Source organism: Chryseobacterium sp. G0201 (assembly GCF_003815655.1).
Lineage (GTDB): Bacteria > Bacteroidota > Bacteroidia > Flavobacteriales > Weeksellaceae > Chryseobacterium.
Genome location: NZ_CP033917.1, coordinates 4159896 through 4184405, shown reverse-complemented (window position 1 = coordinate 4184405; position 24510 = coordinate 4159896). Strand labels below are relative to the sequence as shown.

The 24510-nt window shown below is 32.9% G+C and carries 24 protein-coding genes and 1 pseudogene; 11 read left to right on the top strand and 14 right to left on the bottom strand.

The window, feature by feature from the left end; translation table 11 throughout:
• Positions 1-84: 84 nt before the first annotated feature.
• Both EG348_RS18695 and EG348_RS18690 read right to left on the bottom strand, forming a co-directional pair.
• The gene (locus EG348_RS18695) at positions 85-699 is read right to left on the bottom strand and encodes a Crp/Fnr family transcriptional regulator (RefSeq protein ID WP_228414780.1); all 615 of its coding nucleotides are present in this window, start codon (positions 697-699) and stop codon (positions 85-87) included.
• A gap of 204 nt (positions 700-903) precedes the next feature.
• Entirely contained in the window at positions 904-1788 is an 885-nt protein-coding gene (locus EG348_RS18690) for a DMT family transporter (protein WP_123984470.1), read from the bottom strand.
• 98 nt (positions 1789-1886) lie between these two features.
• Here EG348_RS18690 and EG348_RS18685 point away from each other — a divergent pair, with 98 nt between their 5' ends.
• Positions 1887-3299: a PLP-dependent aminotransferase family protein gene (locus EG348_RS18685; RefSeq protein ID WP_123984469.1), complete on the top strand. Its 1413-nt coding sequence runs from the start codon at positions 1887-1889 to the stop codon at positions 3297-3299.
• Positions 3300-3375: 76 nt separating this feature from the next.
• On the opposite strand, the gene EG348_RS18680 is transcribed toward EG348_RS18685, so the two are convergent.
• The 5 genes from EG348_RS18680 to EG348_RS18660 all read right to left on the bottom strand — a co-directional run bounded on the left by EG348_RS18680 (position 3376) and on the right by EG348_RS18660 (position 6672).
• Entirely contained in the window at positions 3376-3972 is a 597-nt protein-coding gene (locus EG348_RS18680) for a Crp/Fnr family transcriptional regulator (RefSeq protein WP_123984468.1), read from the bottom strand.
• Entirely contained in the window at positions 3972-4349 is a 378-nt protein-coding gene (ytxJ, locus tag EG348_RS18675; protein WP_123984467.1) for a bacillithiol system redox-active protein YtxJ, read from the bottom strand. Before ytxJ ends, EG348_RS18680 begins: the two co-directional genes overlap by 1 nt.
• Complete coding sequence (locus EG348_RS18670) at positions 4346-4807, bottom strand: DUF1569 domain-containing protein (RefSeq protein ID WP_228414779.1); 462 nt, start codon at positions 4805-4807, stop codon at positions 4346-4348. The genes ytxJ and EG348_RS18670 overlap by 4 nt, the downstream gene beginning before the upstream one ends.
• On the bottom strand, positions 4801-5337 hold the full coding sequence (locus EG348_RS18665) for a YfiT family bacillithiol transferase (RefSeq protein ID WP_123984466.1): 537 nt from the start codon (positions 5335-5337) through the stop codon (positions 4801-4803). The genes EG348_RS18670 and EG348_RS18665 overlap by 7 nt, the downstream gene beginning before the upstream one ends.
• Positions 5338-5529: 192 nt before the next feature.
• Positions 5530-6672, bottom strand: a complete 1143-nt coding sequence (locus EG348_RS18660; RefSeq protein ID WP_123984465.1) for a DEAD/DEAH box helicase — start codon at positions 6670-6672, stop codon at positions 5530-5532.
• Between the two features lie 445 nt (positions 6673-7117).
• On the opposite strand from EG348_RS18660, the gene pncA reads away from it, so the two are divergent.
• Positions 7118-7723 carry a bifunctional nicotinamidase/pyrazinamidase gene (pncA, locus tag EG348_RS18655; RefSeq protein ID WP_123984464.1) on the top strand — a complete coding sequence of 202 codons (606 nt, stop codon included), beginning with the start codon at positions 7118-7120 and terminating at the stop codon, positions 7721-7723.
• Positions 7724-7898: 175 nt separating this feature from the next.
• Here pncA and EG348_RS18650 read toward each other — a convergent pair whose 3' ends face one another.
• Complete coding sequence (locus EG348_RS18650; protein ID WP_123985111.1) at positions 7899-8837, bottom strand: pseudouridine synthase; 939 nt, start codon at positions 8835-8837, stop codon at positions 7899-7901.
• A 430-nt stretch (positions 8838-9267) separates the two neighbouring features.
• Here EG348_RS18650 and aroB point away from each other — a divergent pair, with 430 nt between their 5' ends.
• From aroB to EG348_RS18615, 7 genes are all read left to right on the top strand, one after another.
• Positions 9268-10314 (top strand): 3-dehydroquinate synthase, encoded by a 1047-nt coding sequence (gene aroB / locus EG348_RS18645; RefSeq protein WP_123984463.1) that lies wholly within the window; start codon positions 9268-9270, stop codon positions 10312-10314.
• A 275-nt stretch (positions 10315-10589) separates the two neighbouring features.
• Complete coding sequence (locus EG348_RS18640; RefSeq protein ID WP_123984462.1) at positions 10590-11246, top strand: porin family protein; 657 nt, start codon at positions 10590-10592, stop codon at positions 11244-11246.
• Between the two features lie 344 nt (positions 11247-11590).
• Positions 11591-12265: a porin family protein gene (locus EG348_RS18635; protein ID WP_123984461.1), complete on the top strand. Its 675-nt coding sequence runs from the start codon at positions 11591-11593 to the stop codon at positions 12263-12265.
• Positions 12266-12407: 142 nt separating this feature from the next.
• Positions 12408-12989, top strand: a complete 582-nt coding sequence (locus EG348_RS18630; RefSeq protein ID WP_123984460.1) for a porin family protein — start codon at positions 12408-12410, stop codon at positions 12987-12989.
• Between the two features lie 435 nt (positions 12990-13424).
• A complete protein-coding gene (locus EG348_RS18625) occupies positions 13425-14054 on the top strand; it encodes a porin family protein (protein ID WP_123984459.1) in 630 nt (209 codons plus the stop codon).
• A 464-nt stretch (positions 14055-14518) separates the two neighbouring features.
• Entirely contained in the window at positions 14519-15199 is a 681-nt protein-coding gene (locus tag EG348_RS18620; protein WP_123984458.1) for a porin family protein, read from the top strand.
• A 474-nt stretch (positions 15200-15673) separates the two neighbouring features.
• Positions 15674-16384, top strand: coding sequence for a porin family protein (locus EG348_RS18615; RefSeq protein WP_123984457.1), 711 nt, complete (start codon positions 15674-15676; stop codon positions 16382-16384).
• An 82-nt stretch (positions 16385-16466) separates the two neighbouring features.
• Here the strand turns inward: EG348_RS18615 and purF are convergent, their stop codons facing one another.
• The 6 genes and pseudogenes from purF to EG348_RS18585 form a co-directional block, all read right to left on the bottom strand.
• Complete coding sequence (gene purF, locus EG348_RS18610; protein ID WP_123984456.1) at positions 16467-17966, bottom strand: amidophosphoribosyltransferase; 1500 nt, start codon at positions 17964-17966, stop codon at positions 16467-16469.
• Between the two features lie 64 nt (positions 17967-18030).
• Positions 18031-18389, bottom strand: a pseudogene (locus tag EG348_RS18605) (four helix bundle protein).
• A gap of 37 nt (positions 18390-18426) precedes the next feature.
• A complete protein-coding gene (gene purC / locus EG348_RS18600) occupies positions 18427-19146 on the bottom strand; it encodes a phosphoribosylaminoimidazolesuccinocarboxamide synthase (RefSeq protein WP_123984455.1) in 720 nt (239 codons plus the stop codon).
• Positions 19147-19182: 36 nt separating this feature from the next.
• Entirely contained in the window at positions 19183-19878 is a 696-nt protein-coding gene (locus EG348_RS18595; protein ID WP_123984454.1) for a DUF3307 domain-containing protein, read from the bottom strand.
• 3 nt (positions 19879-19881) lie between these two features.
• Positions 19882-20487 carry a SatD family protein gene (locus EG348_RS18590; protein ID WP_123984453.1) on the bottom strand — a complete coding sequence of 202 codons (606 nt, stop codon included), beginning with the start codon at positions 20485-20487 and terminating at the stop codon, positions 19882-19884.
• Positions 20488-20753: 266 nt separating this feature from the next.
• Complete coding sequence (locus EG348_RS18585) at positions 20754-22616, bottom strand: endonuclease (protein ID WP_123984452.1); 1863 nt, start codon at positions 22614-22616, stop codon at positions 20754-20756.
• A gap of 192 nt (positions 22617-22808) precedes the next feature.
• Between EG348_RS18585 and EG348_RS18580 the strand changes: the two genes are divergently transcribed.
• Both EG348_RS18580 and EG348_RS18575 read left to right on the top strand, forming a co-directional pair.
• Entirely contained in the window at positions 22809-23948 is a 1140-nt protein-coding gene (locus tag EG348_RS18580) for an acyl-CoA dehydrogenase family protein (protein WP_123984451.1), read from the top strand.
• A gap of 22 nt (positions 23949-23970) precedes the next feature.
• Positions 23971-24468, top strand: a complete 498-nt coding sequence (locus tag EG348_RS18575; RefSeq protein WP_123984450.1) for a DinB family protein — start codon at positions 23971-23973, stop codon at positions 24466-24468.
• Positions 24469-24510 lie beyond the last annotated feature (42 nt).

Here is a 24510-nt window from a genome sequence, read left to right as displayed (position 1 = left end):
TCTATTTTTTATCAAAACGGATGATAATTTCACACTTCAATTTACGCCAATATATTTCACTTTTTTATGACTTGAGTCATATTCTTAATATAATATTTTTCGGTTAACTATTTTAAGGATACTCTCTTTTTCCATTCTTTTTAAAACTCTAATAACAGTTTCTACACGCAGTCCGGTAAGGTTTGCGATCTGCTGCCTTGTTAGTTCTATATGAAAACAGTGCTGGCAATCTTCCTCGTAATAGCTTTTTAGATATTCCATGAGCCCCTTCAGCCTTAGTACCGGATTTGGGGAAGACATATTTTGTGTCATTAAAATTTTATAATAAAGCCTTTGTGAAAGACAAGCATTCATGCCTAAAGAGAGATAGGTATGCGCTTTTAATAATTCCAGAAAATTGTTTTTAGGTACTCTTATAATTTTAGATGATTCCAGGCATATTGCGTTAATTGGATAAAATTTCTCCAAAAAAAGCATCGAATCTCCAAAACTTTGATTTTTCACAAAAATATTCTGGATAAACTCTTTACCGTCATCATTGTAATTATTGAGTTTTACTTTTCCCTCACTGATCTGAAAATAATAAAGTGCGTGGTCTCCTTCTCTGAAAATTATTTCTCCTCTTTTATACTCTTTAGTTTCTCCACCGAACGAGTGCAAAAGTTCTGCATCGATGTTCATACAGCTTACTGTTTTCATAATGTTAGTTTTTAAAAAAATAATTGACTCTACTTAATATCAAAATTTATTTATAAATGAATATTTTTTTGTCAAGCAAATTTTAAACCGTATTAATATTTTAATTAAAAAAAATTAGTAAAAAAACAGTTAACCCGTTTACATTTATAAACGGGTTAATATAAGATAATACAGATGAACTAACTTGTACTTTGAAAGAGTATTTTATTTAGCAAATTTTTTGGTGCCGGCTACACAAAGAATAACACCAATGGTAACACCCAGCATTCCCATACTTACAGGCTCGTGAAGAAAATACGCAGCCAATGCCAACCCGAAAAACGGCTGTAATAACTGGAGCTGCCCAACTGTAGTAATTCCGCCTTGAGCCAGGCCTCTGTACCAAAATATAAAACCGATAAACATACTGAAAAGCGAAATATAAGCTAAACCAAGCCATCCACCAGTCGTTACGGTTTCAATATTATTAGGAAAATAAATAAAAACTAAAGGAATCATTAACGGTAAAGCCAAGATCAAAGCCCAGGAAATCACCTGCCATCCGCCTAATGTTTTTGAAAGTTTTGCACCTTCGGCATAGCCCAATCCACATAAAACTACCGCTGCCAACATCAAAATATCGCCGATAGGAGACGCTGAAATTCCCTGAGAAATCGCATAACCTATCACCAAAAGACTTCCGATAATTGAGAAAAGCCAAAATACAGGATGCGGTCTTTCTCCTCCTCTAATAACTCCGAAAATCGCCGTCATTAAAGGTAACATTCCTAAAAAGACTATCGAATGCGCCGAAGTTACGTATTGAAGAGCCAATGCCGAAAGCAGAGGAAAACCAATTACACAGCCTATCGATACTAAAGCTAATGGAAACAGTTGATTTTTTGTCGGTCGTTTTTCTTTGTAAATTAAAAGGACGATCAAAGCAAGCAAACCTGCAATGGTAGCACGCGCTATTGTTACAAAAATAGGGCTCATTTCATTGACTGCCAATTTGGTTGCAGGCATAGAACCACTGAACAGCAGAACTCCTATAAAACCATTGATCCAGCCATTAAGTGTTTGGTCTTTTGATATTGTATTTATCATCATTTTATTTTGAATTTTTATTGATAGTTCAAAATTATAGAAGTTAATTCAGTAAGCACAGTCTCAGTTTTGTATATTTGCATGAGCACAGTTAGGAAATTATGATTAAAGAATTTTTATACACAGAAATAGCCAACGGAATCGCTTCTCAGATCAGAAACGGAGTTTTGAAATCCGGAGATAAGCTTCCGTCTGTAAGAATTTTATGTAAAGAACATCAGATCAGCATGAATACAGCAAAACGTGTTTTTCTGGAACTGGAATCTATGTCACTCATAGAATCAAAACCCCAATCCGGGTATTTTGTAAGTCAGCAGCTTTCTATTAAACTTCCGCTTCCTGAAGTGAGTCGTCCCTCTTTGATCGCCAATAATAATGAACCTGATGAACTCATCAGCAAGGTGTATGAAAATATGGGTAAAAATAATCTTACGCTTTTTTCTATTGCAATTCCGTCTGGAGATCTTCTGCCTCAGGCTAAACTTAAAAAAGAGATCATCAACGCAACACGAGAATTAAAATCCGGCGGAGCTGAATATGAAGAATTACAAGGGAATTTAAAGTTAAGAAGAATGATTGCCCTAAGATCGTTATCATGGGGCGGGAATTTTAATGAAAATGATATAGTCACAACAAATGGCGGAATGAATGCTTTATCTTTTTGCCTGATGGCTTTGGGAAAACCCGGAGATACAATTGCCATAGAAAGTCCGTGTTATCCGGGAATCTTGCAGCTGGCCACAGGTTTTGGACTGAAAGTATTAGAATTACCAACTCACCCAGCCCATGGAATTGAAATTGATATCCTTAAAAAAGTTATTCCTAAAATTAATATTTGCTTATTAATACCGAATTTTAATACGCCTTTGGGAAGCTGTATGTCTGATGAAAACAAAAAGGAAGTCGTTAAATTATTAGCGGAAAATAATATACCTTTAATTGAAGACGATGTTTACGGAGATCTTTATTTTGGACAAAACCGTCCGAAATGCTGTAAGTCTTTTGATAAAGAAGGAAATGTTTTGTATTGCAGTTCAGTTTCAAAAACATTAGCGCCAGGTTATCGCGTTGGATGGATTGTTCCCGGAAAATATAAAGACAAAATAATGAAGCTTAAGCTGCTTCATTCAACCTCATCAATATCAATTGTAAATGAAGCGGTGGCCAATTTCTTAAAGACCGGAAGATATGAGAAACATCTTCAGCAGATGCGCAGAACACTACAAAATAATTATCAGAATTATGTACAGACCATCGCCGAATCCTTTCCTGAAGGCACAAAAATCAGCAGACCACAAGGTGGATTATCTCTTTGGATAGAATTTGATAAAAAAATCAGAACAACAGAATTGTATGATCTGGCAATAAAACAAAATATCAGTATTGCTCCCGGCAGGATGTTTACGCTTCAGGATCAGTTTGAAAATTGTATGCGACTTTGTATCGGTCTGCCTTGGTCGGAAGAAACACAGTCAAAATTAAGACAAGTTGGAAGTTTGGCGAAGAGAATTTAATTTTTAGAAATAAAGGTGAGCGCGAAAGTTGGAACGTCAAAAACTTCCAGCTTCTAACTTCCCTCTCCCTGCTCGATTACTTATTATCCGGAACGAAATTTTTCCTAGCCAATTCTTTTCGGACACGGCTTAAGCTTTCAGGAGTAATTCCTAAATAAGAAGCGATCATCCATTGTGGAACTCGCAGTAAAAGATCTGGGTACATTTTAACGAATTTCATATATCGTTCTTCTGCAGTTTCACCCAATAAAGAATTGATTCTGTTTTGAAGGCTTTTTACGTGTTTTTGAAGCAAAATATCACTTCTTTCGATGCTGTTTGGGAACTGTTCGACAAGTTTATTAAAGAAATCCGGATGAAGAAACAAAATTTCAGAATCCTCAACAGCTTCAATATAATAGATCGATTTTTCATTAAAATAAAGACTGCTGCGGTCAGAAATCAGCCAGTTTTCAGGGGCGAACTGTATAATGTGCTCTTTACCGTTTTTATCGATAGAATACATCTTAAGAAGTCCTTTTTCAACAAAGTATATGTTTCTGCAGATCTCACCATACTGTAAAAGAAATTGATTTTTAGGTATTTTCTTTACTTCATAGTGTAAACTACACATGTTCACTTTTTCAAGAGGAACATTTAATATTTTGGCTAAATAATTATTAATATTCTTCATTATACGATCTGACTTAAAGAGATGTCCTGATGCGATGCATTACTGATCGCTTTTCCGTTTTCTATGACGATAAATTGTGGGCTTTCATGTCTGATCTCTAAAATTTCTGCAATTTTATTAGAGATTGATCTATGAGCTAACAAATCTAGGTAATATAACTCTACTTTTTGATCTATATTTTCTATTTCTTTTTCAAAGTTTTTCAATACAGTTTTACTGATGAAACAACTTGTTGAATGTTTGAATATTCCTATTTTTTGATGGTATGAATTTTCAATAGCTTTTTCCAGATCTTCCTCAGATTCTATTCTTTTCCAGAAAGATTTTTGTTGCGGATTTTCTTCTTTTCCGCCAAATATTTTATCAAAAAAACTCATACATTAAATTGTTTAAGATGATGATTAAGATGTTTATACTCTAAAAAGCCCCAGTCTTTTTCGGTCATTTTACCAAAAAGTCTATGCTGATGAGCTAATTGATGATTTTCAAATGCCTGCCAATAATCGTCCAGTGTTTTCAGAAGACTTTTCTTTGCTTCATCAAAATCACATTCAAAATTAACGATTAGTTTTTGAAAAGTAGGCATGTTTCGGGGAATTCCGTTATTAAAAATTTGCATTTCAAATTTTGTAAGAATACCTAATGCAGAAAATAAAGTATTAATTTTGGGAAGAACGATTTTCTGCAAAGCAACCTGAAGAACAAGGTCGCAATGTTTTAACATTTGAGCAACAGACATTTTTCCCCATTTTCTGGGAGAATTTTCATCAAGATTAGAAATTCTATTAATGATTTCCTCAAAATAAATCCGATTATGAAGACTCTTTTTTACCAACCCTTTTCTTTCTTCAAATTTTCAATATGAGCAAAATGATGATTGCAATGCCAGACATATAATGCCAGATAACTCCTAAGATCATAATTCTGGTTGTGCTCAGGATGATGAAAAGTTCTTTCAAACTGTTTATTTGTAAGTGTTTTAAGCAATGCAGCCCATCTTTGATGCGTTCCTTTTATCATTCTCATGGCGGGTTTTATCGGCATATTTACACTATCCTGAAGTTCTGCCCATTTGGCTTCATCATAAGGTCTTATGGTAGGATTATCTTCCGTTAATGCCAATTTAAGACGAATAAAACTATTGATATGGCTGTCTGCAATGTGGTTCACAAGTTGTCTTACCGTCCAGCCACCTTCTCTGTAAGGAGTATCAAGCTGGTCGTCAGACAGGTCTTCTATTAATTTTTTAAGCTTTTCGGGGAAGTTTTTGATGACTTTAATGTATTCGTCAAGTTTAATATCACAGATATTCTCAGGCTGTTGATACTCACCTATTGGAAACCTTTTCTGTTCTAAATTGCTCATTATATTAGTTTTAATCTTTTTTATGTCGTCGTTTTGTCCATTATTAATTTTTTGGACAGTTTCTGAGTTTTGCTTTTTGCTAATTTATCAAAAATTCGATAATTTAAAATGAAAAAAACATTAATTAGATTTATAGTTAAAAAAAGCTCCAATTCTATTAAAATTGAAGCTCTTATTATTTAAATTAATGTATTAATAACCATGTAAATCAATACCTTCTGTTCTTTGTAAAGTCACTTTTTTGCCCATTTTCTTTTGAATGACTCTGAAATGCTGCAATTCATCATCAGTCAGAATATTAATGGCAGTTCCTTTTTCTCCTGCACGACCTGTTCTACCGATCCTGTGAATGTAATCTAAAGGCGAACGTGGTAATTCGTAATTGATCACACAAGGCAAAGATTCGATGTGGATACCACGACCAATTAAGTCTGTAGCAACCAAAATCTGAGCTCCATTTACCTTAAATTCTTCTAAATTATTTCTACGGGCGCCTTGCGATTTCTGACTGTGAATAGCGACGGCTTTAATTTTATTTTTCTTCAGTTTTTCAACCAAATTATCGGCAGATTTTGTAGAAGAAACAAAAATTAAGGCTTTTTCAACCTTCTTTTCTTTAATTAAATAACGCAAAAATGGACCTTTGTTTTCCGGAGAAACATGATAGGCCAATTGCTCGATATTATCAATTTCAACTTCTTCTTTTTTAATCTCAATTAATGTAGGATTGATTGATAAACGTTCCTTCATTTCTGAAACTTTATCATCTAAAGTAGCAGAAAACAGTGTTGTCTGCTTCATCACAGGCATTTGAGCGAAAAGTTTATTCATTTCTTCACCAAAACCTAACTGAAACATTTTATCCGCTTCGTCGATCACCAAATGCTGGATTCCGGAGATACTCAACGCTTTATGATCGATCAAATCTAATAGACGACCGGGCGTTGCAATAAGAACTTCTACCCCAAACATTCCTTTCATCTGCGGATTGATAGAAACTCCACCATAAACAGCCATTGTACGAATTTCACGCTTTAAATTGTCTGTAAAAGCTCTGAAAACTTCATCAATTTGAATCGCCAATTCACGTGTAGGAACCAATATTAAAACCTGAATATTACGATCTTTTTTAACCTCCGCATTTTGTAATTTTTCTAAAATAGGCATTACAAAACAAGCCGTTTTTCCGGACCCTGTCTGCGCAATTCCCATCAGGTCTTTTCCCTGCAAAATAACAGGTATCGCTTGCTCCTGAATTGGAAAAGGCTTCAAATACCCTAATTTTTTTACAGAATGAATAATATTGTGTGATAATCCTAACGATTCAAATGACATAAAAATACTTATTTACTGCAAAGATAAGCTATTGGTATTTGTTTTATATCCCGAAAGTGAAATAGTAATAATTTTAATAATGATGTTGTTTTGTTGGAGAATCGTAAAGGCGCAAAGTTTTTTAATTTTTAATCTTATAATTTCTACACCGTTTGTCATTCTGGAAGAATCTCAACGATCATATTTAAAAACTAAGTCTAGATTCCTACGGAATGACAAAGTATGCGTTCATCTATACACAATTAATTTTATCGAAGATAAAATCCTTGCGCCTTACAACAGCATTTTTCATTAACCTTTGCGCCTTTGCGATTGATAACCTTTTTTAAATAAAATCTCAGTCAAAAATTATCAATCTAAATGCCGTTTTGTCCGATAATTAATTTTTGGACAAATTTTTGAATAATAATTTTTATAAATTTATCTATAATTCGAGAATCTAAATATGAAAAAAGCGTTAATAATAGTAGATGTACAGAATGATTTTTGTGAAGGAGGTGCATTGGCAGTTCCGGGAGCTAACGAGGTTATTCCTTACATCAATCTTCTGATGGAAGAAAATGAATATGATCAAATTGTTCTTACTCAGGATTGGCATCCTGCAAATCATAAAAGCTTCGCCAGCAATAATGGTAAAAAAGTTGGAGAAAGCATTATTTTAAATGGTGTTCCGCAGTTTATGTGGCCGGATCATTGTGTTCAGGGAACTTTTGGAGCAGAATTTCATAAAGATCTGAACAGAGATAAAGTAACTCACATCATTCAAAAAGGAAAAAATACTGAAATTGATGCGTACAGCGGTTTTCAGGATAACAATCACTTCATGAAAACAGGTTTGGATGATTTCTTAAAATATCACGAAATTCAGTTATTGGAGATTGTAGGTTTAGCAATGGATTATTGCGTTAAATTTACTTGTACGGATGCAGTAGCCAACGGATATGTAACTTGTCTGCATTTCAACGGAACTCGTGCTGTAAACGTAAAACCGGATAATGCAAGAGATGCTATTTTTGAGATGCTTCAGAAAGGAGTAACTGTTTTGGGATAGTTTTTAGTTATGAATTATAAATTATGAGTTATTCATAGTTTTAAAATAGAAAGTAGTTATACGGATCAAAAAAAAGACGTTGAAAATTAATTCAACGTCTTTTTTATTATTTAAAAAACTTTAAAGAAGATTTTAAGTGTGAATTAAAAACTTATCATTCATCACTCAAAACTCATTAAAGCATTTTCAAGTTGTTCACTTCTAATTCTGTTAAGATTCTCCAGTGTCCTCTTTTGATATTCTTCTTCGTTAGTCCTGCAAACGTTACTCTGTCAAGAGCTTCAACTTCATATCCTAATCTTTGGAAGATTCTTCTGATAACACGGTTCCATCCGATGTGGATCTCAATTCCGATCTCATTTTTAGGTTTACCTTCGATAAATGAAATTTGATCAACTGTAGCAATTCCTTCGTCCAAACGAATACCTTCAACGATCAGTTTCATGTCTTCATTGGTTAATTTTTTATCCAATGTTACGTGGTAGATCTTTTTCGCGTCAAAAGATGGGTGCGTCAGTTTCTTCGTCATGTGTCCGTCATTTGTTAAAAGAATTACACCCGTTGTAGAACGGTCTAATCTTCCAACCGGGAAAACACGGTATGGAGAAGCATTTGCCACAAGATCCATTACTGTTTTTCTTGCTTTGTCGTCTTTTGTAGTAGAAATATAACCTTTTGGCTTATTCAATAATACATAAACTGGCTTTTCCGGAGTAATGTTTTGTCCGTCGAAAACTACTTTATCAGTTTTTTCAACCTGGTAACCCATTTCAGTTACTACTTTCCCGTTTACTTCAACTAAGCCTTGAACAATCAGCTCATCAGCTTCTCTTCTGCTGCAGATTCCTGAGTTTGCGATATATTTATTAAGACGAATGGTATCTTTATGGATGTCCTTTTCAATCTTATTTAATCTTCTTTTTTGTACAAAAGATTTTGCTCTGTCTTCATCTCTGTCATTTCCGGTAGAAGGTCTCTTACCGTACTTTAAGCTGCCTCTTTCGTATTTACCTCTTTTGTTGTCTTTGGTATCACGATCTCTTGGCCCTCCTCTTTTAGAAACAGGTTTACCGCCAAAAGTTTTTCTTTCTCTACCTTCGTTTTGTGAAGTAATGTAAGGCTCTCTGCCAGGTTTTGAGCTGCGATCTTCATCACCACGGCTTTCAAAATTTGTATCACCTCTCCTAGAATCAGGTTTATTAAAAGGTCTAGAGTCGGTATCTCTATCGCTTCTGCTGAAAGGCTTTTTCTCAAATTTTGAATTGCCATTTTCATCTCTATCTTTTTGGCCAAAACTCTTGTCACCACTTTTAGAAAAAGGTTTTTTGAAAGGTTTTGATTCTGAAGAATTTCCAGATTTAGGAGCGCGAGAACTTCCGGAATTTCTTGTTGAAACTCTTGGTCTTTTAGGTTTTCCTGAATTATTATTGTCTCTGCTCATGCTAAAATATTTTTGCAAAGATAGTAATTTAGTTACGAGTTAAAAATTAAGAATCATAACTTTGCAATATAGTTTCACTATTAACGTTATAGAAATTCTGAAAATGATAACAATATTAAACGATAATTTTTCTCAATTAAACGACTTTTTACACGAAAAATCATTCAGCAAAATCTTTATTTTAGTTGATGAAAATACACATGAATATTGCCTTCCTGTTCTTTTAGGAAATATGGAGACCGACCTTGGATTCGAAATTCTGGAGATTGAAGCGGGTGAAGAAATGAAAAATATTCAGACTGCCAACCAGCTTTGGGAAATTCTTACAGAAATGAAAGCCGACAGAAAAGCCCTTGTCATCAACCTTGGAGGCGGTGTTATTACCGATATGGGTGGCTTTGTAGCTTCTACATATAAGAGAGGAGTTCAATTCATTAATATTCCTACTACCCTTTTATCAATGTGTGACGCTTCTATTGGCGGGAAAACAGGGATCGATCTGATGCATTATAAGAATATGGTAGGAACCTTCACTTTTCCTGAACAGATTTTTGTGTATCCTAAATTCTTAGAAACCCTTCCTTTTAAACAATTAAGAAGTGGTTTTGCCGAAATGCTGAAACACGGACTAATTGCAGATAAAAAACATTGGGACAATCTTATTCAGATCCATAAATTAGATATAGAAGGAATTATTCCGCATATTCAAACATCAATGGATATTAAACAAGATGTTGTAGAAAAGGATTTTAATGAGCAAAACCTCAGAAAAACACTGAATTTCGGTCATACCATCGGTCATGCCATTGAAAGTTTGTGTCTGGAACAGGGAAATCCTATTTTACACGGTGAAGCGGTAGCGATGGGAATGATCTCTGAAGCGCACCTCTCCTATCTCGAAGGTTTGATCTCTGAGGAAGATTCTAAAATTATTATTGAAAATGTTCAGAGATACTATCCTTATTTAGATATCAGTGATTTTAAAGATGAAGACATTTTCTCTTTATTATTGAATGATAAAAAGAATGCTGACAGCAAAATTAACTTCTCATTAGTTTCAGGAATTGGGGAATGTACCTATGATTATCAATGTAAACAGAAAAATATTGCTGAATCATTGAAATTTTACAGACAATTGGACAGTATTTAATCAAAATTATAATTTTTTTTCAAGCAAAATAACAAGTTTGTGAAAATTTGTGCCAAATTATTTGATTTGTAATTAAATGTTTGTTTAATAGCTAAATAGTTTTATTTTAGTTAATTATATACTATATAATGTGTTTTTTTAGATAATATTTTTACTGACTTTTGTCATGTTTATTAATTTTGGCAAGCAATTTGAAAGATACTCTGCGTCAACGTAAAAATTGACAGTAGTAAAATTTAAAATTAAGAATAGTAAAATATTAAAAAATTAAAGTTATGAAAAAGTTAATTTTAGGATTAGCAGTAACTGCAAGTTCACTAGCATTCGCACAAACGACTACAGCTACAGCTTCATCTTCAAACCCAGTTACATTTGGTGTTAAAGGTGGAATGAACGTTTCTTCTCTATCTAAAAATGAAGGATTGGACGACACAAAATCAAAAATAGGTTTTAACGCAGGTGTATTTGCTAATATTCCAATTGCAAGTTCTTTCAGCATTCAGCCAGAGGTTATTTATAATGATCTGGGAGCAAAATCGACAAGAAACTATACTGTTTTAGGAAATAACTATAAAGATGAGTATTCTACAAATTTAGGATATATCTCAGTTCCAGTTATGTTCCAGTATAATGCTCTTCCAAATCTTTATTTAGAAGCAGGTCCGGAATTCGGATTTTTAGTAAGCGCTAAAGATAAATTCAAAAGCTCTACTAACGGAAGCAATAATGTTTCTTCTACAACTACATTAGATAAAGATGATTTCCAAACGTTTAACTTTGGTATCGGTATTGGTGCAGGTTATTATTTCACAGATAATTTAGGAATCACTGCAAGATATACTGCTGGTGTAACTGATATTTTCAAAAATAATAATGGAGATGCTGTGAGAAACAACGTATTCCAAGTAGGATTGGCTTATAAATTCAAATAAGCATTCTTAACATTCAGATAACAAATTTTAATTCATATAAAGTCAGATCGTAAGGTCTGACTTTTTTGTTTTACTTCAACTTCTCCAATTATTATTTTGAATTGTTCCTGTTTTAATATTCTTAGAATAAAATAAATAGAAATAAAAATATTATTAATAAAATTAATCAATTAAACTTAATTATGGTTTTATTTAAATTAATAGTTTCATTTTGATTAAAAATAACTTTATTAACGTATTTATTATCAGTTGTTTATATTTTTTTTGGTATATGCTTTGTTAATGATGAAAAGTCAAACTATAGATTTAGTAGTTTGAAAATATTAAGAAAGTAAAAACAATTTATGAAAAAATTAATTTTAGGATTAGCAGTAACTGCAAGTTCATTAGCATTCGCACAAACAACTACAGCTACGGCTTCATCTTCAAAGCCAGTTACATTTGGTGTTAAAGGTGGAATGAACGTTTCTTCTCTTTCAAAAGGGGCGGATCTAAGTGATTCAAAATCTAAGATAGGTTTTAATGCAGGTGCTTTTGCTAATATCCCGGTTACAAGTTCATTCAGTATTCAGCCAGAGGTTATTTATAATAATCTAGGTTCGAAAGTAACTAGAGAATTTTCTTCTGGAATATCAGGAAATACATATAAATCTGATTATACAAGAAAATTAGGATATATAGCAATACCGGTAATGTTGCAATATAATGTTCTTCCAAATCTTTATTTAGAAGCTGGTCCGGAATTCGGATTTTTGGTAAATGTTAAAGATAAATTTAAAAGCTCTACGAACGTAAATGTCAACAGTACAACTAGTAAATTGGACAAGAAAGATTTCAACTCGTTCAATTTTGGTATTGGTGTAGGAGCTGGATATTATTTAAATGATAATTTAGCAATTACAGCAAGATATACAGCTGGTATTACAGATATTTACAAAAATAATAATGGAGGCGCTGTTAGAAACAGTGTATTCCAAATAGGTTTGATCTTAAAGTCTGATTTTTTCAATTTAAACTGATAAATTGAGTGTGATATTAAATGTAATCGTTAAAATATCATGTTATTTTTATTGATTTTAAAAACAATTAATAAACTTTGGCAAGGAATTTGCATAATGCTGGTTGTAAATTATTAAATCAATAATAACTAAAAATTAAACTATGAAAAAATTATTCTTAGGATTAGCAGTTGCTGCAAGTTCATTAGTATTTGCTCAAGAGAAAGCTAAATCTACTTCTCCGGTTGCATTCGGTGTAAAAGCTGGTTTAAATGTTTCTACAATTTCAGGAGGTGATTCAAAAGGTAAAGCAGGATTTTATGGCGGTCTTTTCGCAAACATTCCTGTAGCATCAAGCTTCAGTGTTCAGCCGGAAGTTCTATACAATGGTGTAGGTGCTAAGGCAGACGGACTTGAAGATTTAAAAGTAAACTTAAGTTATATCTCAGTTCCTGTGATGTTCCAGTATAATGCAACTCCGGAATTTTATCTTGAAGCTGGTCCACAGTTCAGTTTCTTAGTAGATTCTAAATTCAAATATCAGTCTGCATCAGTAGATGCTAATGACTATATCAAAAGTTTTGACTTTGGTATTGGTATTGGAGCTGGATATTTCTTCACGCCTAACATCGGTGTTAATGCAAGATATGTTGCAGGTGTTACAGATATAGGTAAAGAAGTTGCAGGTGCGCAGCCAGAAGGAAAAAACAATGTTTTCCAGGTAGGTCTTGCATATAAGTTCTAACAGACTTTGATTTCAATAAAGAAAAGGTCAGGCTTAATCATTAAGCCTGACCTTTTCATGTATAAGCGTAAAGGAATAATTAGTAATTGCGATCGTGAGATCAAATTATAAGTTTAAATAAACGGTTTTTTCAATAAAGAAAGTCGGTCTATTTTTAGATCGGCTTTTTTGCTTTTTATGAGTTTTAGATTTTTTTTTACAAAATTTAATTTAATACAAAATGAATGATAAATACAAAAACACATTATAAAATTAATTAATAAGACCTAATTGACGCTTGATTTGAATTAATTGATGTTTTTTTATTAAAAATTAATTATATAATAAACTGTATTTCAGTTACTTATATTTTTGTTTGGCATACGATTTGAAAATGACAGATAGTCTAACTTTAAATAAGTTTGAAATTAAAATTTAAAAAAATAAAAACAATTTATGAAAAAATTAATTTTAGGATTAGCAATTACAGTAAGTACAATTGCATTCGCTCAAAAGACAGCTTCAAAATCTCCAGTTACATTTGGTTTAAAAGCTGGGATGAATATATCTTCAATTTCAAAAGATGGAGGATTGGAAAATCAGGGATCAAAAATAGGTTTTAATGCAGGTGCATTTGCCAATATTCCTGTGGCTGCTTCATTCAGTATTCAGCCTGAACTTTTGTATTCTCAATATGGAGACAAGTATGATCAGAAAGTTCTTGGGAAGACGCTTTCTTTTGGAAGACATTTGGATTATATAGCAATACCGGTAATGGTGCAATATACTGCTCTTCCGAATCTTTATTTAGAAGCTGGCCCTGAGTTTGGGTTCTTAGTAAGTGCTAAAAATAAAGCAAAAAATGAAAGCAGTAATGAGGTAATTGCACAATCCGGGAACTATAAAGATCAGTTAAGTGGTTTTAACTTAGGTCTAGGAATTGGAGCGGGATATTATTTTACACCTAACATAGGAGTTACAGCAAGATATGTAGCTGGTCTTACAGATATTGCTAAAAATAAAGTTAGTGGAACTGATGCAATTAAAAATAATGTTTTCCAAGTAGGTTTAGCATATAAGTTTTAATAGAATAGGATAAGTTCAATAAAAGTTAATAAATTAGATTTCAATAAGAAAAGGTCAGGCTTAATCATTAAGTCTGACCTTTTCATGTATAAGAGTAAAATGAGGAATAATTAGCAATTGCTTGAGATCAGATTATAAGTTTAAATAAACGATTTTTTTTTCAATAAAGGAAGTGGTTTATTTTTAGATCGTCTTTTTTTGCTTTTATGAGTTTTAGATTTTTTTTGCAAAATTTAATTTAATACAAAATGAACGATAAATTTAAAAAGACATTATAAAATTAATTAATAAGACTCAATTGACGCTTCATTTGAATTATTTCATGCTTTTTTACTAAAAATGTTTTCCATAATTAGTTGCATTTCAGTTGATTACGCTTTTGTTTGGCATGCGATTTGAAAATGACAGATAATCTAACTTTAAATGAGGTTTGAAATTAAAATTTAAGAAAGTAAAAACAATTTATGAAAAAATTAATTTTAGGATTAGCAATTACAGTAAGTACAGTTGCATTCGCTCAAAAGACAGCTTCAAAATCTCCAGTTACATTTGGTGTAAAAGCTGGGATGAATGTATCTTCAATTTCTACAACATCTGAAGTTGATATAAAATCTAAAATAGGTTTTAATGCAGGTGCATTTGCTAATATTCCACTTTCAAGCAAATTCAGCATTCAGCCTGAAATATTATATAGCGGTTTAGGTGCTAAATCAAAAAATAGTAATGAATACACTATAGATAATTCTACAACCAAAATAAAAGAAACGTATACTACTTCATTAAATTATTTAAGTGTACCGGTAATGGTTCAGTACAATTTACTCCCTAACTTATACGTAGAAGCAGGTCCTGAATTTGGTTTTTTACTAGGAGGAAAAAACAAGGGTGATTTATCAGTAACTACTACATCCGGAAGTAATACAAATACAGTAAATAATAGTTATTCTGAAAAAATTAATAAGAAAAATTATAATGGTTTTAATGTTGGTCTTGGTATCGGTGCAGGATATTATTTTACGCCTAATTTTGGGGTAAGTGCCAGATATGTAGCTGGTGTCACTGAACTTACTAAATCCTTAGGTAATAATACAGATTCCAATTACAATAATGTATTTCAAGTTGGGTTAATGTATAAATTTAAATAAAAGTTCCAAGCAATAGATTAGATTTTAATAGGAGTCAGGATTTTTAATTCTGGCTCTTTTTTGCTTCGTTAACTATGATGACCGGATTTACAGTATTAATTTTCTCTTATAACACTAAGCTGTTTTTATAATTTTAAATGATTAGTAAATACAAATATGCTTTGATTATTTAATACTAATCATCATTTTTCAATCTTAATAAAAAAAAATCATGATTAAATGAAATAAATTTTAATATCACAAACTTAACTAAATTGATGTAAAAATTAATATAAAATTCATTTCTGATTACGAAATTTAAATTTTATTTGTTAAAATTTAGTTTATTTTTAATTTAAAGAATCCTTTCTACTGTCTATTAATGCATGGTTAAACGTGTAAATTTTCATTTTTGGCAAGCAATTTGCAAATTACTCCACATCTGATTGAAAAATCTGATAAACAACGAAAAAGTAAAATTAAAAATAAACAATTATGAAAAAGTTATTTCTAGGACTAGCAGTAGTCGCTGGTTCACTAGCATTTGCTCAAGAAACAAAAACTACTCCTACAGTAACTACTGTGAATAATGATAAAGAACCAATCAGATTTGGTATTAAAGCAGGTGGTAACGCAGCTTCTTTCAACAATCAGGATGTGAGTTTGAATAATCAAAAATTAGGATTCCATGCGGGTGTACTTGTAAATATTCCATTATCTAAAAAATTTGCAATTCAGCCGGAAGTATTATATAATCAATTAGGTTCAAAAAGTGTAGTTTATTCTAATGAAGTTACTACAGGGGCAACTACTGTAAAAACAAAAGAAGACTATTCAGCAACATTGAATTATGTTTCAGTACCATTAATGCTTCAGATGAGACCTACGGAAAAATTCTATATTGAAGCAGGTCCGGAATTCAGCTATTTTATTAATGGTAAAAACAAAGGTGAAAAAAGAACTGAATCTACCACTGCCGGTGTTACAACTACTACAAGCTCATCAGTATCTGAAGATATTGAAAAAGACGATATCAAGAAATTTAATGTTGGTTTAGGTCTTGGTTTAGGGTATGATTTCACTCATAACTTCGGAATCAATGCAAGATATGTAAACAGCTTGACAAACATTGATGCCAATCCTTCTAAAGGAATGGATGCTTTAACGAACAGAGTTTTCCAATTAGGATTAAACTACAAATTCTAGAACAAATTTTAATATATCAATAGAAAAAGGCCAGACTTTATTATTAAGTCTGGCCTTTTCGCTTTTTATTTACTATTTAAAATTAATTAAATAATTCTATTTCTTCTCCTTTCGCTACAGGATATTCTTCTGTAAAACATCCGAAGCAGTGGTTGGAAGATCCTAAGATTTCTTTCAGGTTATCTGTACTTAAAAACTCTAAAGAATCAACTCCTAAATAAACTCTAAGTTCCTCCGTCGTCATATTGGCAGAGATCAAATCGTCTTTTGAAGGGGTATCAATTCCTAAATAACAAGGTGCAATAATTGGCGGAGAAACACTTCTGAAGTGAATTTCCTTAACACCAGCTTCTTTTAAAATCTTAACCAATCTCTTAGAAGTTGTTCCACGGACGATTGAATCATCGATAATCACTACTCTTTTACCTTTAATTTCAGAAATAATAGGGTTCAATTTAAGGTTCACTACCCTTTCTCTCATTTCCTGAGTAGGTACGATGAAACTTCTTCCGATATATCTGTTTTTAATTAAAACCGGACGGAAAGGTATTCCCGAAGCTTTTGAAAAACCAATCGCTGCCGGAACTCCAGAATCAGGAACTCCAATTACGATATCAGCTTCTACAGGAGCCTGTTCCCAGATCTTTTCACCAGATTTTTCTCTGATTTCGTAAACGTTGATGTTCTCTAAAGTAGAGTCAGGTCTTGCAAAATAAATGTATTCAAAAGAACAGATTCTCTGCTTTCCTCTCTCTTCATTCACCATGTAAGAGTTTAATTTTCCAGGCTCGTTTTCATTGGTATAAATGATCTCTCCAGGTAAAATATCACGTACATATTGAGCGCCAACCGCGTCTAAAGCTACAGATTCTGAAGCAACAACATATGTTTTTTCGTCTACTGCACCTAAAACTAAAGGTCTGATCCCGTTGAAATCTCTGAATGCAAAGAATTTATTTCTCGTCATTCCAACAACCGAATACGCACCTTCTATTTTTTCCATGGTAGCTTTGATAGCACCACGAAGTCCTAAATCAAGATTTTTTTGAATTAATCTTAAAATAACCTCAGAATCCGAAGTTGCTCTGAAAACAACGCCTTCAGCTTCCAATTCTGTTTTTAATTCTCTCGCATTGGTTAAGTTACCGTTGTGAGCGATAGAAAGTATAATCTGATCATATTCATTTTTCGCGAAAAATGGCTGAAAATTATATTTCTTTTTGTCTCCTGCCGTCGTGTAACGAGTGTGCCCGATTGCAGAATTTCCCATAAAAGTTTCAGGATCCTGGATCTCTTTATAAACATCCAAAACCAAACCTTCATCTTTCATATTGGTGATTTTCCCTTCTTTAAGAACGGAAATACCACAAGCTTCCTGGCCTCTGTGCTGTAAAGCAAAAAGCCCGAACTGTGAAAGAGAAAACGTATCGAGATCATTATCAGAATACATTCCGAAGATACCGCACTCCTCGTTCGGAGCATCAAGTCTTTCTTCTTCCTGAGTTCTGAAAAGATTTCTTCCGTAAGTTTGAGTTTCAAACTGTTTTAAATATTCACTTTTATGAATGTCTAAACTTTTCATTTCTATTTTTTCTAAATTAGAAGTTAGATATTAGATGTTAGAAATTAGTCTAAGTTAACTTCAATTATAATTTTAAACTTGTCTTTAATGAATAAATCATTTTCTGTATCTCAGCTAAAAGTGCTTTTAAAGGAACTATTTTATTTTCAGAAATAAAATTTAAATCTATTAATAATTGTAACTGTGTTTGTAATTCATAAGTTGATCCAAACGCAATTCCAAGAAATTGATAAAATTCGTTTTTATTATTTCTTCCTGCTCCTTCTGCAATATTTGAAGGTATTGAAACAGCACATCTTCTAATTTGAGACAGTAAACCAAATTTTTCTTACTTGGTAATTCTGCGGTAACCAAATACACTTCTTTTACTAAAGCCATTGATTTACTCCAAACTTTAAGATCTTCTATCCGGTGCGATTTCATACTAACCTCTAATATCTAACTTCTAACTTCTCAAACTTTACTTACCTAGTAAAGTTTTCAATCTGTTGTAGATCTCAACGTAAGCTTCAGTTACTTCTCCAAGATCTCTTCTGAATCTGTCTTTATCTAATTTTTTCATTGTATCCTTATCCCAAAGTCTGCAAGTATCAGGAGAAATTTCGTCTGCAAGGATGATCTCACCGTCTGAAGTTTTACCTAATTCGATTTTGAAGTCAACAAGAATAATATTCATTTTGTCGAATAGATCGATCAAGATTTCGTTGATCTCAGAAGTTAATTTATACATCTCATCAAGCTCTTCATACGTAGCTGCACCTAAGAAAACTGCGTGATGATCGTTGATAAGCGGATCTCCCAATTCGTCTTTTTTGTAGCAGATATCGAAGATTGTAACCGGAGATTTAATTCCTTCTTCAACGCCTAATCTTTGAGCCATACTTCCTGCAGAATAGTTTCTTACAACCATTTCCAAAGGAATGATAGATACTTTTTTTACCAATTGCTCTCTTTCGTCCAATTGCTTAATGAAATGAGTTTTGATCCCTTTTTCATTTAAATATTCAAAAATCAAAGTTGTGATGGCATTGTTCATTTCCCCCTTCAAATCAACAGATCCTCTTTTTTGAGCGTTGAATGCAGTAGCATCGTCTTTGAAACGTACCACTACCTGATCCGGATTATCGGTTGCAAATACTTGTTTTGCTTTACCCTCGTACAACATTTCTTTCTTTTCCATTTTCTAAATGTCTTATTAGTTAGATTTATATTTATTTTACTTAATTAAAATTCCTGTTAAAACTGCCATTCCAAAGCTCAGTAATGTACCTATCAATACATATTCAGTCAATTTCCTTTGTTTGGCCTGTGCAAGATCGCTGAACCTGAAAACAGATTTTGCAGCCACCATAAAACCTACGCCTTCCCAGTGATTCACCATAATAAAAGTGAAAACCAATAAACGTTCTAAAATCCCGATATATTTTCCTGCACTTGATAAAGATTCGGTTTGTATATTACTTACTGTCTCCGGAACGGGCGTCCATGAAGACAATAATATTTTAATAAAAATAGAAGCAGGTGTCGTTAAAAACAGAGCTGCCATCAATATTTTTAAAGTGTTTTGATCTTTTAAAAATTCAAAATTAAATTCATTAAAATAAAAAGATATTCCTGCAATTACTAAAATATGAAGGGCTTGATCAATAAAAAACCAATTCTTTTTATTCTTAATCGTTTGAAAAGTCAACTTTGCGGCATCAATAATAAAATGTGAAACTCCCACCAAAACCGCTATCCACCAAAGTTGTAGATCCCAAAGAAAAACAAAACTTAAAACAGTGTGAATCAGAACGTGAAGATACAAATATTTGCTCTTCAGTTTTTTGCTCTCTTTATCAGCTACCCATGAATTTGGCTGGAGAATAAAGTCTCCAAGTAAATGTGCCAATATGAGTTTAGTAAAGATCATGTTTTACAGTTCTGAGATTTTCTTTCTAAAATATTGATTGGTTTCTACGATAAGTTCGTAGTTTGCGCGTTTCAGTCGCTGGCTTATAGACGATTGTGAGATCGCGAATTTTTTTGCCAGATCTTCCTGAGTGATGTCGGTATTCATAATCATTTCGTGAATGATTTCAGAAGTCGCCATCGTCCAGTTATCGAAGTCTTTGGAAGACCATTTCAACAAAATATTAAGATCTCTGTCTACATTGTCATTGGAAGTTTTGATGGCAACGGTGTGGCCATCACTTTTTAGATCATTCAATAATCTTCCGGAGTTTACATAAGCTGTTCCGTTGGATTCTGTGATTTTTTCGGACGAAAAATTCTCCTCACCAATACCAATGGCTATTCTTACATCTAAATTTTCCTGACTTTTTATAAGAGATTTTATGGCTAGAAAACGCCAAAATGCATCATCAATGTTGCACTTAAACTGAAACTCGTCTCCTCTGTAGATTTCCCATACAAGGGAAGAGCTTCCCCAATTTTCCAGAAGATTCTTTAGCTTGGTAATCCAAACTTCTGTGTCTGCGTGTTGCGAATTTATAATATCACCCGTAAGGACCGCTATCATTTTGCAAATATAAGCATTATTACTTATAAATAAAAAATATAAGCAGAAACACTTATAGATAATGATTATTAGTGAATCTGCTTATATCGATGATGTTGTAAACCCTTGGTTTTAGGGTGTTTTTATGTAATTAATTTTCTAATTAAAGATGCTTCGACTCCGCTCAGCATGACATTGCTACAAATTAACTGCTAAAAAAGAACGACTAATATTAGAGATGTCATGCTGAGCGGAGTCGAAGTATCTATGTTATATAAACTAAAATCTTACTTCTTAATAAACTGATATCCTTTGCCATCAAGGTTTAATAGATAGGTTCCTGTTGACAGATTTTGTACAGAAATATTTTTCTTATTTTTAAATGGAGCTTTTTCTGTATATATCAATTTCCCTGATAAATCTAAAATCTGAGCCGTTTTCACGTCTTCAGTTTTTCCGCTCACAAAAATATTGTCATTAGCCGGATTTGGATAAATCTTAAAGTCTTTTTCCTCCAAAATCACATCAGAAGCAGAAAGTGTTCCTAAATTTTGACAATAATTGGCTGTATATGAATCCCATTCGCCAATATTAAATGATGAACTGGGCTGTGTAACAGTATTTTTTCTGTAAAGAGAGATATCTCCATATGAATTACTAACAAATTTGCTTCCTATAGCATCAACAGTTGCTGACTTATAAGCCAATTCAACATATTGAGTTCCTGCAAAAGTTAGAGCATCACCTGCAGTGAGAAATCTTGCATCATTATTTGTGTAACATGATAATGTAGATTTTGGATTTAGAATAACAAAACTTTGGTTGTTGGGTATTTTTCCTTCGAGTTCAAAACTATTTCCAAAATAATAAGAATTACTGGTGTTGTTGTAATATTGTACTCTTACACTGTAATTGTTTAAATCTACTTCATGCCCGGTTTTGTTTACAATCTCCAGGGCTTTGTTGCTATCAGTTCCTTCAATGTATTTAACGATAAAAAGATCCTTCGAATTTGCATCTGTAGATAAAGTAGATACTGTAGCGATATTACTGTCAGAAGATTGCAGATAACCTGTATCATAAGCCCGTACCGTAAATGAATATGAAGTAGCAGGAGTCAAATGATCGATAACTATTGATGTGGATTTTGTGGTTGTTAAGAAAACTCCGTTCTGATAAATATTATATCCGATAACATCGGCACTTGTACTTGGCGACCATGTTAAATTGGTGTAGTAGACTCCGGATTGAGTCGAATTTAAGTTTAAAGGAGCTTGCGGTACAACAGTGTCAGGAGTCTGCACCCAAATTGAATTTGCCCAGGTGGGATTATCAATAAAAGGATTTCTGTTATTCTGAATAGTAAAGATGGCGTTATTTCTGTCTATTTCTCTTTGAGATACAGGATCTTGAGTATTCCATTGAAGCAGCATTGAAATATAAGCCGGATCAAAAGCGCGTTCTGCGGTTCCGTCTAAAGCTGAGCGGTCTATTGCCGGATTAATATTTGTTGAGTAATTAAATGAAGGTAATTTACTTTCATACCTTACTGCAAAATACAGCAGCATTCTTGCAATATCTCCTTTAAATTCATTAACAGGCTCATAAACCCTGTTTGTATAGACATAATTAGGGATGGCGCTGTTGGCAATTTTAGAAGAGTTTGTAAAAGTGTAATGAACGGTAGAATTCCCAACTCCATAGGGATAATTGTTTCGCAACTGATTGATTCTGGCATCTGTAGGAATTACAAAATGCAAGTCAGAATACATAGGATAATCACTGTTAAAAGTGCTTTGCGGAACCGCATGTTCCCTATTATAACCCAAGCCTTCAGCTCCGGAAGTACTTATTAAGTTTGCAGAAGTATACTCATAAGCATCTGCGCCCGTCGGAATTTCAGAATACATATCTAATAATATAGAAGTATTGGTTGCATCGTGGTCATAATATTTGTCCAGATCCGTTTGATTATAATAATTGGGAAGGTCACCATAATGCCAGTTGACATTTTTGGTGGATATGATATCGTGAAGTTTCGACTTCAGAGTGTACCCTGTAAGTCCCGGTGTTCCATCATAATATCCTGCCGGAGCCTGAGCAAAAATATAAGATGAAAATAAAATTATAGGAAGTAGAAGTTTTTTCATGCTTTAAAATTGGAGGATAAAAATAGTAAATTAAACATATTGAAGTTCTGAAATTTTTATTAAAAAATCATTAATTAACAAAATATAAAAAATTGATAATTAAAACTTTGTGAACGAAATACTGTGGCCGTAATAATTTTTTTTCGTATACCAACAATTTAAGTATCTTTGAGCACTAACTATTTTATCTATATGAATACAGAAACAATTGACAACATTAAAATGATAGCTGAAACGGCGAGAGAATTTGCTGAAAAAAACATCAGACCGAATATAATGGAATGGGATGAAAGTCAAACTTTTCCAAAAGATTTATTTCACCAATTAGGAGAAATGGGTTTCATGGGTATTGTTATTCCTGAGCAGTATGGAGGTTCTGGTCTTGGTTATCATGAATATGTTACTATTCTGGATGAGATCTCTCAGGTAGATCCTTCTATCGGGCTTTCTGTAGCAGCACACAATTCTCTTTGTACAAACCATATTTATGAGTTTGGAAATGAAGAACAGAGACACAAGTGGCTTCCTCAGTTAGCTTCAGGTAAAGTAATCGGAGCTTGGGGATTAACAGAACATAATACAGGGTCGGATTCTGGAGGTATGTCTACAACGGCAGTAAAAGACGGTGATGACTGGATTATCAGCGGTGCTAAAAACTTTATTACTCACGCTATTTCTGGTGATATCGCTGTTGTAATGACAAGAACCGGAGAGATTGGAGCAAAAAATAACTCTACAGCTTTCGTTTTAGAAAAAGGAATGACTGGTTTTTCTTCTGGTAAAAAAGAAAATAAACTGGGAATGCGTGCTTCTGAGACTGCAGAATTAATTTTCGACAACGTTAGAGTTCCGGATTCTCACCGTTTGGGAGAAGTTGGTGAAGGTTTCAAACAAGCCATGAAAATTCTTGACGGAGGTAGAATTTCTATCGCTGCATTAAGTTTAGGAACTGCAAGAGGAGCTTACAAAGCTGCTTTAAAATATGCTAAAGAAAGACACCAGTTCGGAAAATCTATTTCAGAATTTCAGGCAATCAACTTCATGTTGGCAGATATGGCTACAGAGATCGATGCATCAGAATTATTGATCCAAAGAGCTTCAACATTGAAAAATGCTAAGCAAAAAATGACAAGAGAAGGTGCTATGGCAAAACTATATGCTTCTGAAGCTTGTGTAAGAATTGCGAATAATGCTGTTCAGATATTCGGAGGTTACGGTTATACTAAAGATTTCCCTGCTGAGAAGTATTATAGAGACTCTAAATTATGTACCATTGGGGAAGGTACTTCTGAAATCCAGAGATTGGTTATTGGTAGAGATATCACTAAATAATTTTATTTAAAAAAACATACAAATGATTAAAAATGCCCTTCTGGGTGAATTTTTGCATGAAGCAGAAAACACCAGAAAAATTTTAAAAGCGATTCCGGACAGTGCTTTAGATTTTAAACCATCTGAAATTAACTGGACAACAGCTGAATTGGCTTCTCATATTGCTGAAGTTTATAATTGGTACGAAGTAACTTTCAATCAGGATGTTTTTGATATGGGAACATATCAATACGACAAAGGTGATATTTCTATGACAGAAAATATTGTAGCCAAGTTCGAAGAAAATGTACTCAAAGCTCAGCAGGCTATTGAAAATTGGGACGAAAGTACCATGATGAATGAATGGAAAATGGAAATGGAAGGAAATTCAATCTTACCTCCTATGCCAAAAATTCAGGTAATTCGTTCGTTTTTATTTAATCATTTGTATCATCATAGAGGTGAGCTAGTAGTTTATTTAAGATCTACAGGAAATAAAGTTCCGGGATTGTATGGACCAACTGCTGACGATAAAATGTAAAAATTAGAATTATATTATAATAATTGAATAGCACACGTGTTT

Bases quoted from the DNA above. Each gene is read 5' to 3' on its own strand.
- EG348_RS18585 (WP_123984452.1), bottom strand. From the start codon at position 22,616: ATGAAAAAACTTCTACTTCCTATAATTTTATTTTCATCTTATATTTTT.
- aroB (WP_123984463.1), top strand. From the start codon at position 9,268: ATGATAACAATATTAAACGATAATTTTTCTCAATTAAACGACTTTTTA.
- EG348_RS18630 (WP_123984460.1), top strand. From the start codon at position 12,408: ATGAAAAAATTATTCTTAGGATTAGCAGTTGCTGCAAGTTCATTAGTA.
- EG348_RS18660 (WP_123984465.1), bottom strand. From the start codon at position 6,672: ATGTCATTTGAATCGTTAGGATTATCACACAATATTATTCATTCTGTA.
- EG348_RS18575 (WP_123984450.1), top strand. From the start codon at position 23,971: ATGATTAAAAATGCCCTTCTGGGTGAATTTTTGCATGAAGCAGAAAAC.
- EG348_RS18665 (WP_123984466.1), bottom strand. From the start codon at position 5,337: ATGAGCAATTTAGAACAGAAAAGGTTTCCAATAGGTGAGTATCAACAG.
- purF (WP_123984456.1), bottom strand. From the start codon at position 17,966: ATGAAAAGTTTAGACATTCATAAAAGTGAATATTTAAAACAGTTTGAA.
- EG348_RS18680 (WP_123984468.1), bottom strand. From the start codon at position 3,972: ATGAAGAATATTAATAATTATTTAGCCAAAATATTAAATGTTCCTCTT.
- EG348_RS18620 (WP_123984458.1), top strand. From the start codon at position 14,519: ATGAAAAAATTAATTTTAGGATTAGCAATTACAGTAAGTACAGTTGCA.
- EG348_RS18615 (WP_123984457.1), top strand. From the start codon at position 15,674: ATGAAAAAGTTATTTCTAGGACTAGCAGTAGTCGCTGGTTCACTAGCA.
- EG348_RS18640 (WP_123984462.1), top strand. From the start codon at position 10,590: ATGAAAAAGTTAATTTTAGGATTAGCAGTAACTGCAAGTTCACTAGCA.
- EG348_RS18635 (WP_123984461.1), top strand. From the start codon at position 11,591: ATGAAAAAATTAATTTTAGGATTAGCAGTAACTGCAAGTTCATTAGCA.
- EG348_RS18590 (WP_123984453.1), bottom strand. From the start codon at position 20,487: ATGATAGCGGTCCTTACGGGTGATATTATAAATTCGCAACACGCAGAC.
- EG348_RS18690 (WP_123984470.1), bottom strand. From the start codon at position 1,788: ATGATGATAAATACAATATCAAAAGACCAAACACTTAATGGCTGGATC.
- EG348_RS18595 (WP_123984454.1), bottom strand. From the start codon at position 19,878: ATGATCTTTACTAAACTCATATTGGCACATTTACTTGGAGACTTTATT.
- purC (WP_123984455.1), bottom strand. From the start codon at position 19,146: ATGGAAAAGAAAGAAATGTTGTACGAGGGTAAAGCAAAACAAGTATTT.
- EG348_RS18580 (WP_123984451.1), top strand. From the start codon at position 22,809: ATGAATACAGAAACAATTGACAACATTAAAATGATAGCTGAAACGGCG.
- pncA (WP_123984464.1), top strand. From the start codon at position 7,118: ATGAAAAAAGCGTTAATAATAGTAGATGTACAGAATGATTTTTGTGAA.
- EG348_RS18695 (WP_228414780.1), bottom strand. From the start codon at position 699: ATGAAAACAGTAAGCTGTATGAACATCGATGCAGAACTTTTGCACTCG.
- EG348_RS18685 (WP_123984469.1), top strand. From the start codon at position 1,887: ATGATTAAAGAATTTTTATACACAGAAATAGCCAACGGAATCGCTTCT.
- ytxJ (WP_123984467.1), bottom strand. From the start codon at position 4,349: ATGAGTTTTTTTGATAAAATATTTGGCGGAAAAGAAGAAAATCCGCAA.
- EG348_RS18625 (WP_123984459.1), top strand. From the start codon at position 13,425: ATGAAAAAATTAATTTTAGGATTAGCAATTACAGTAAGTACAATTGCA.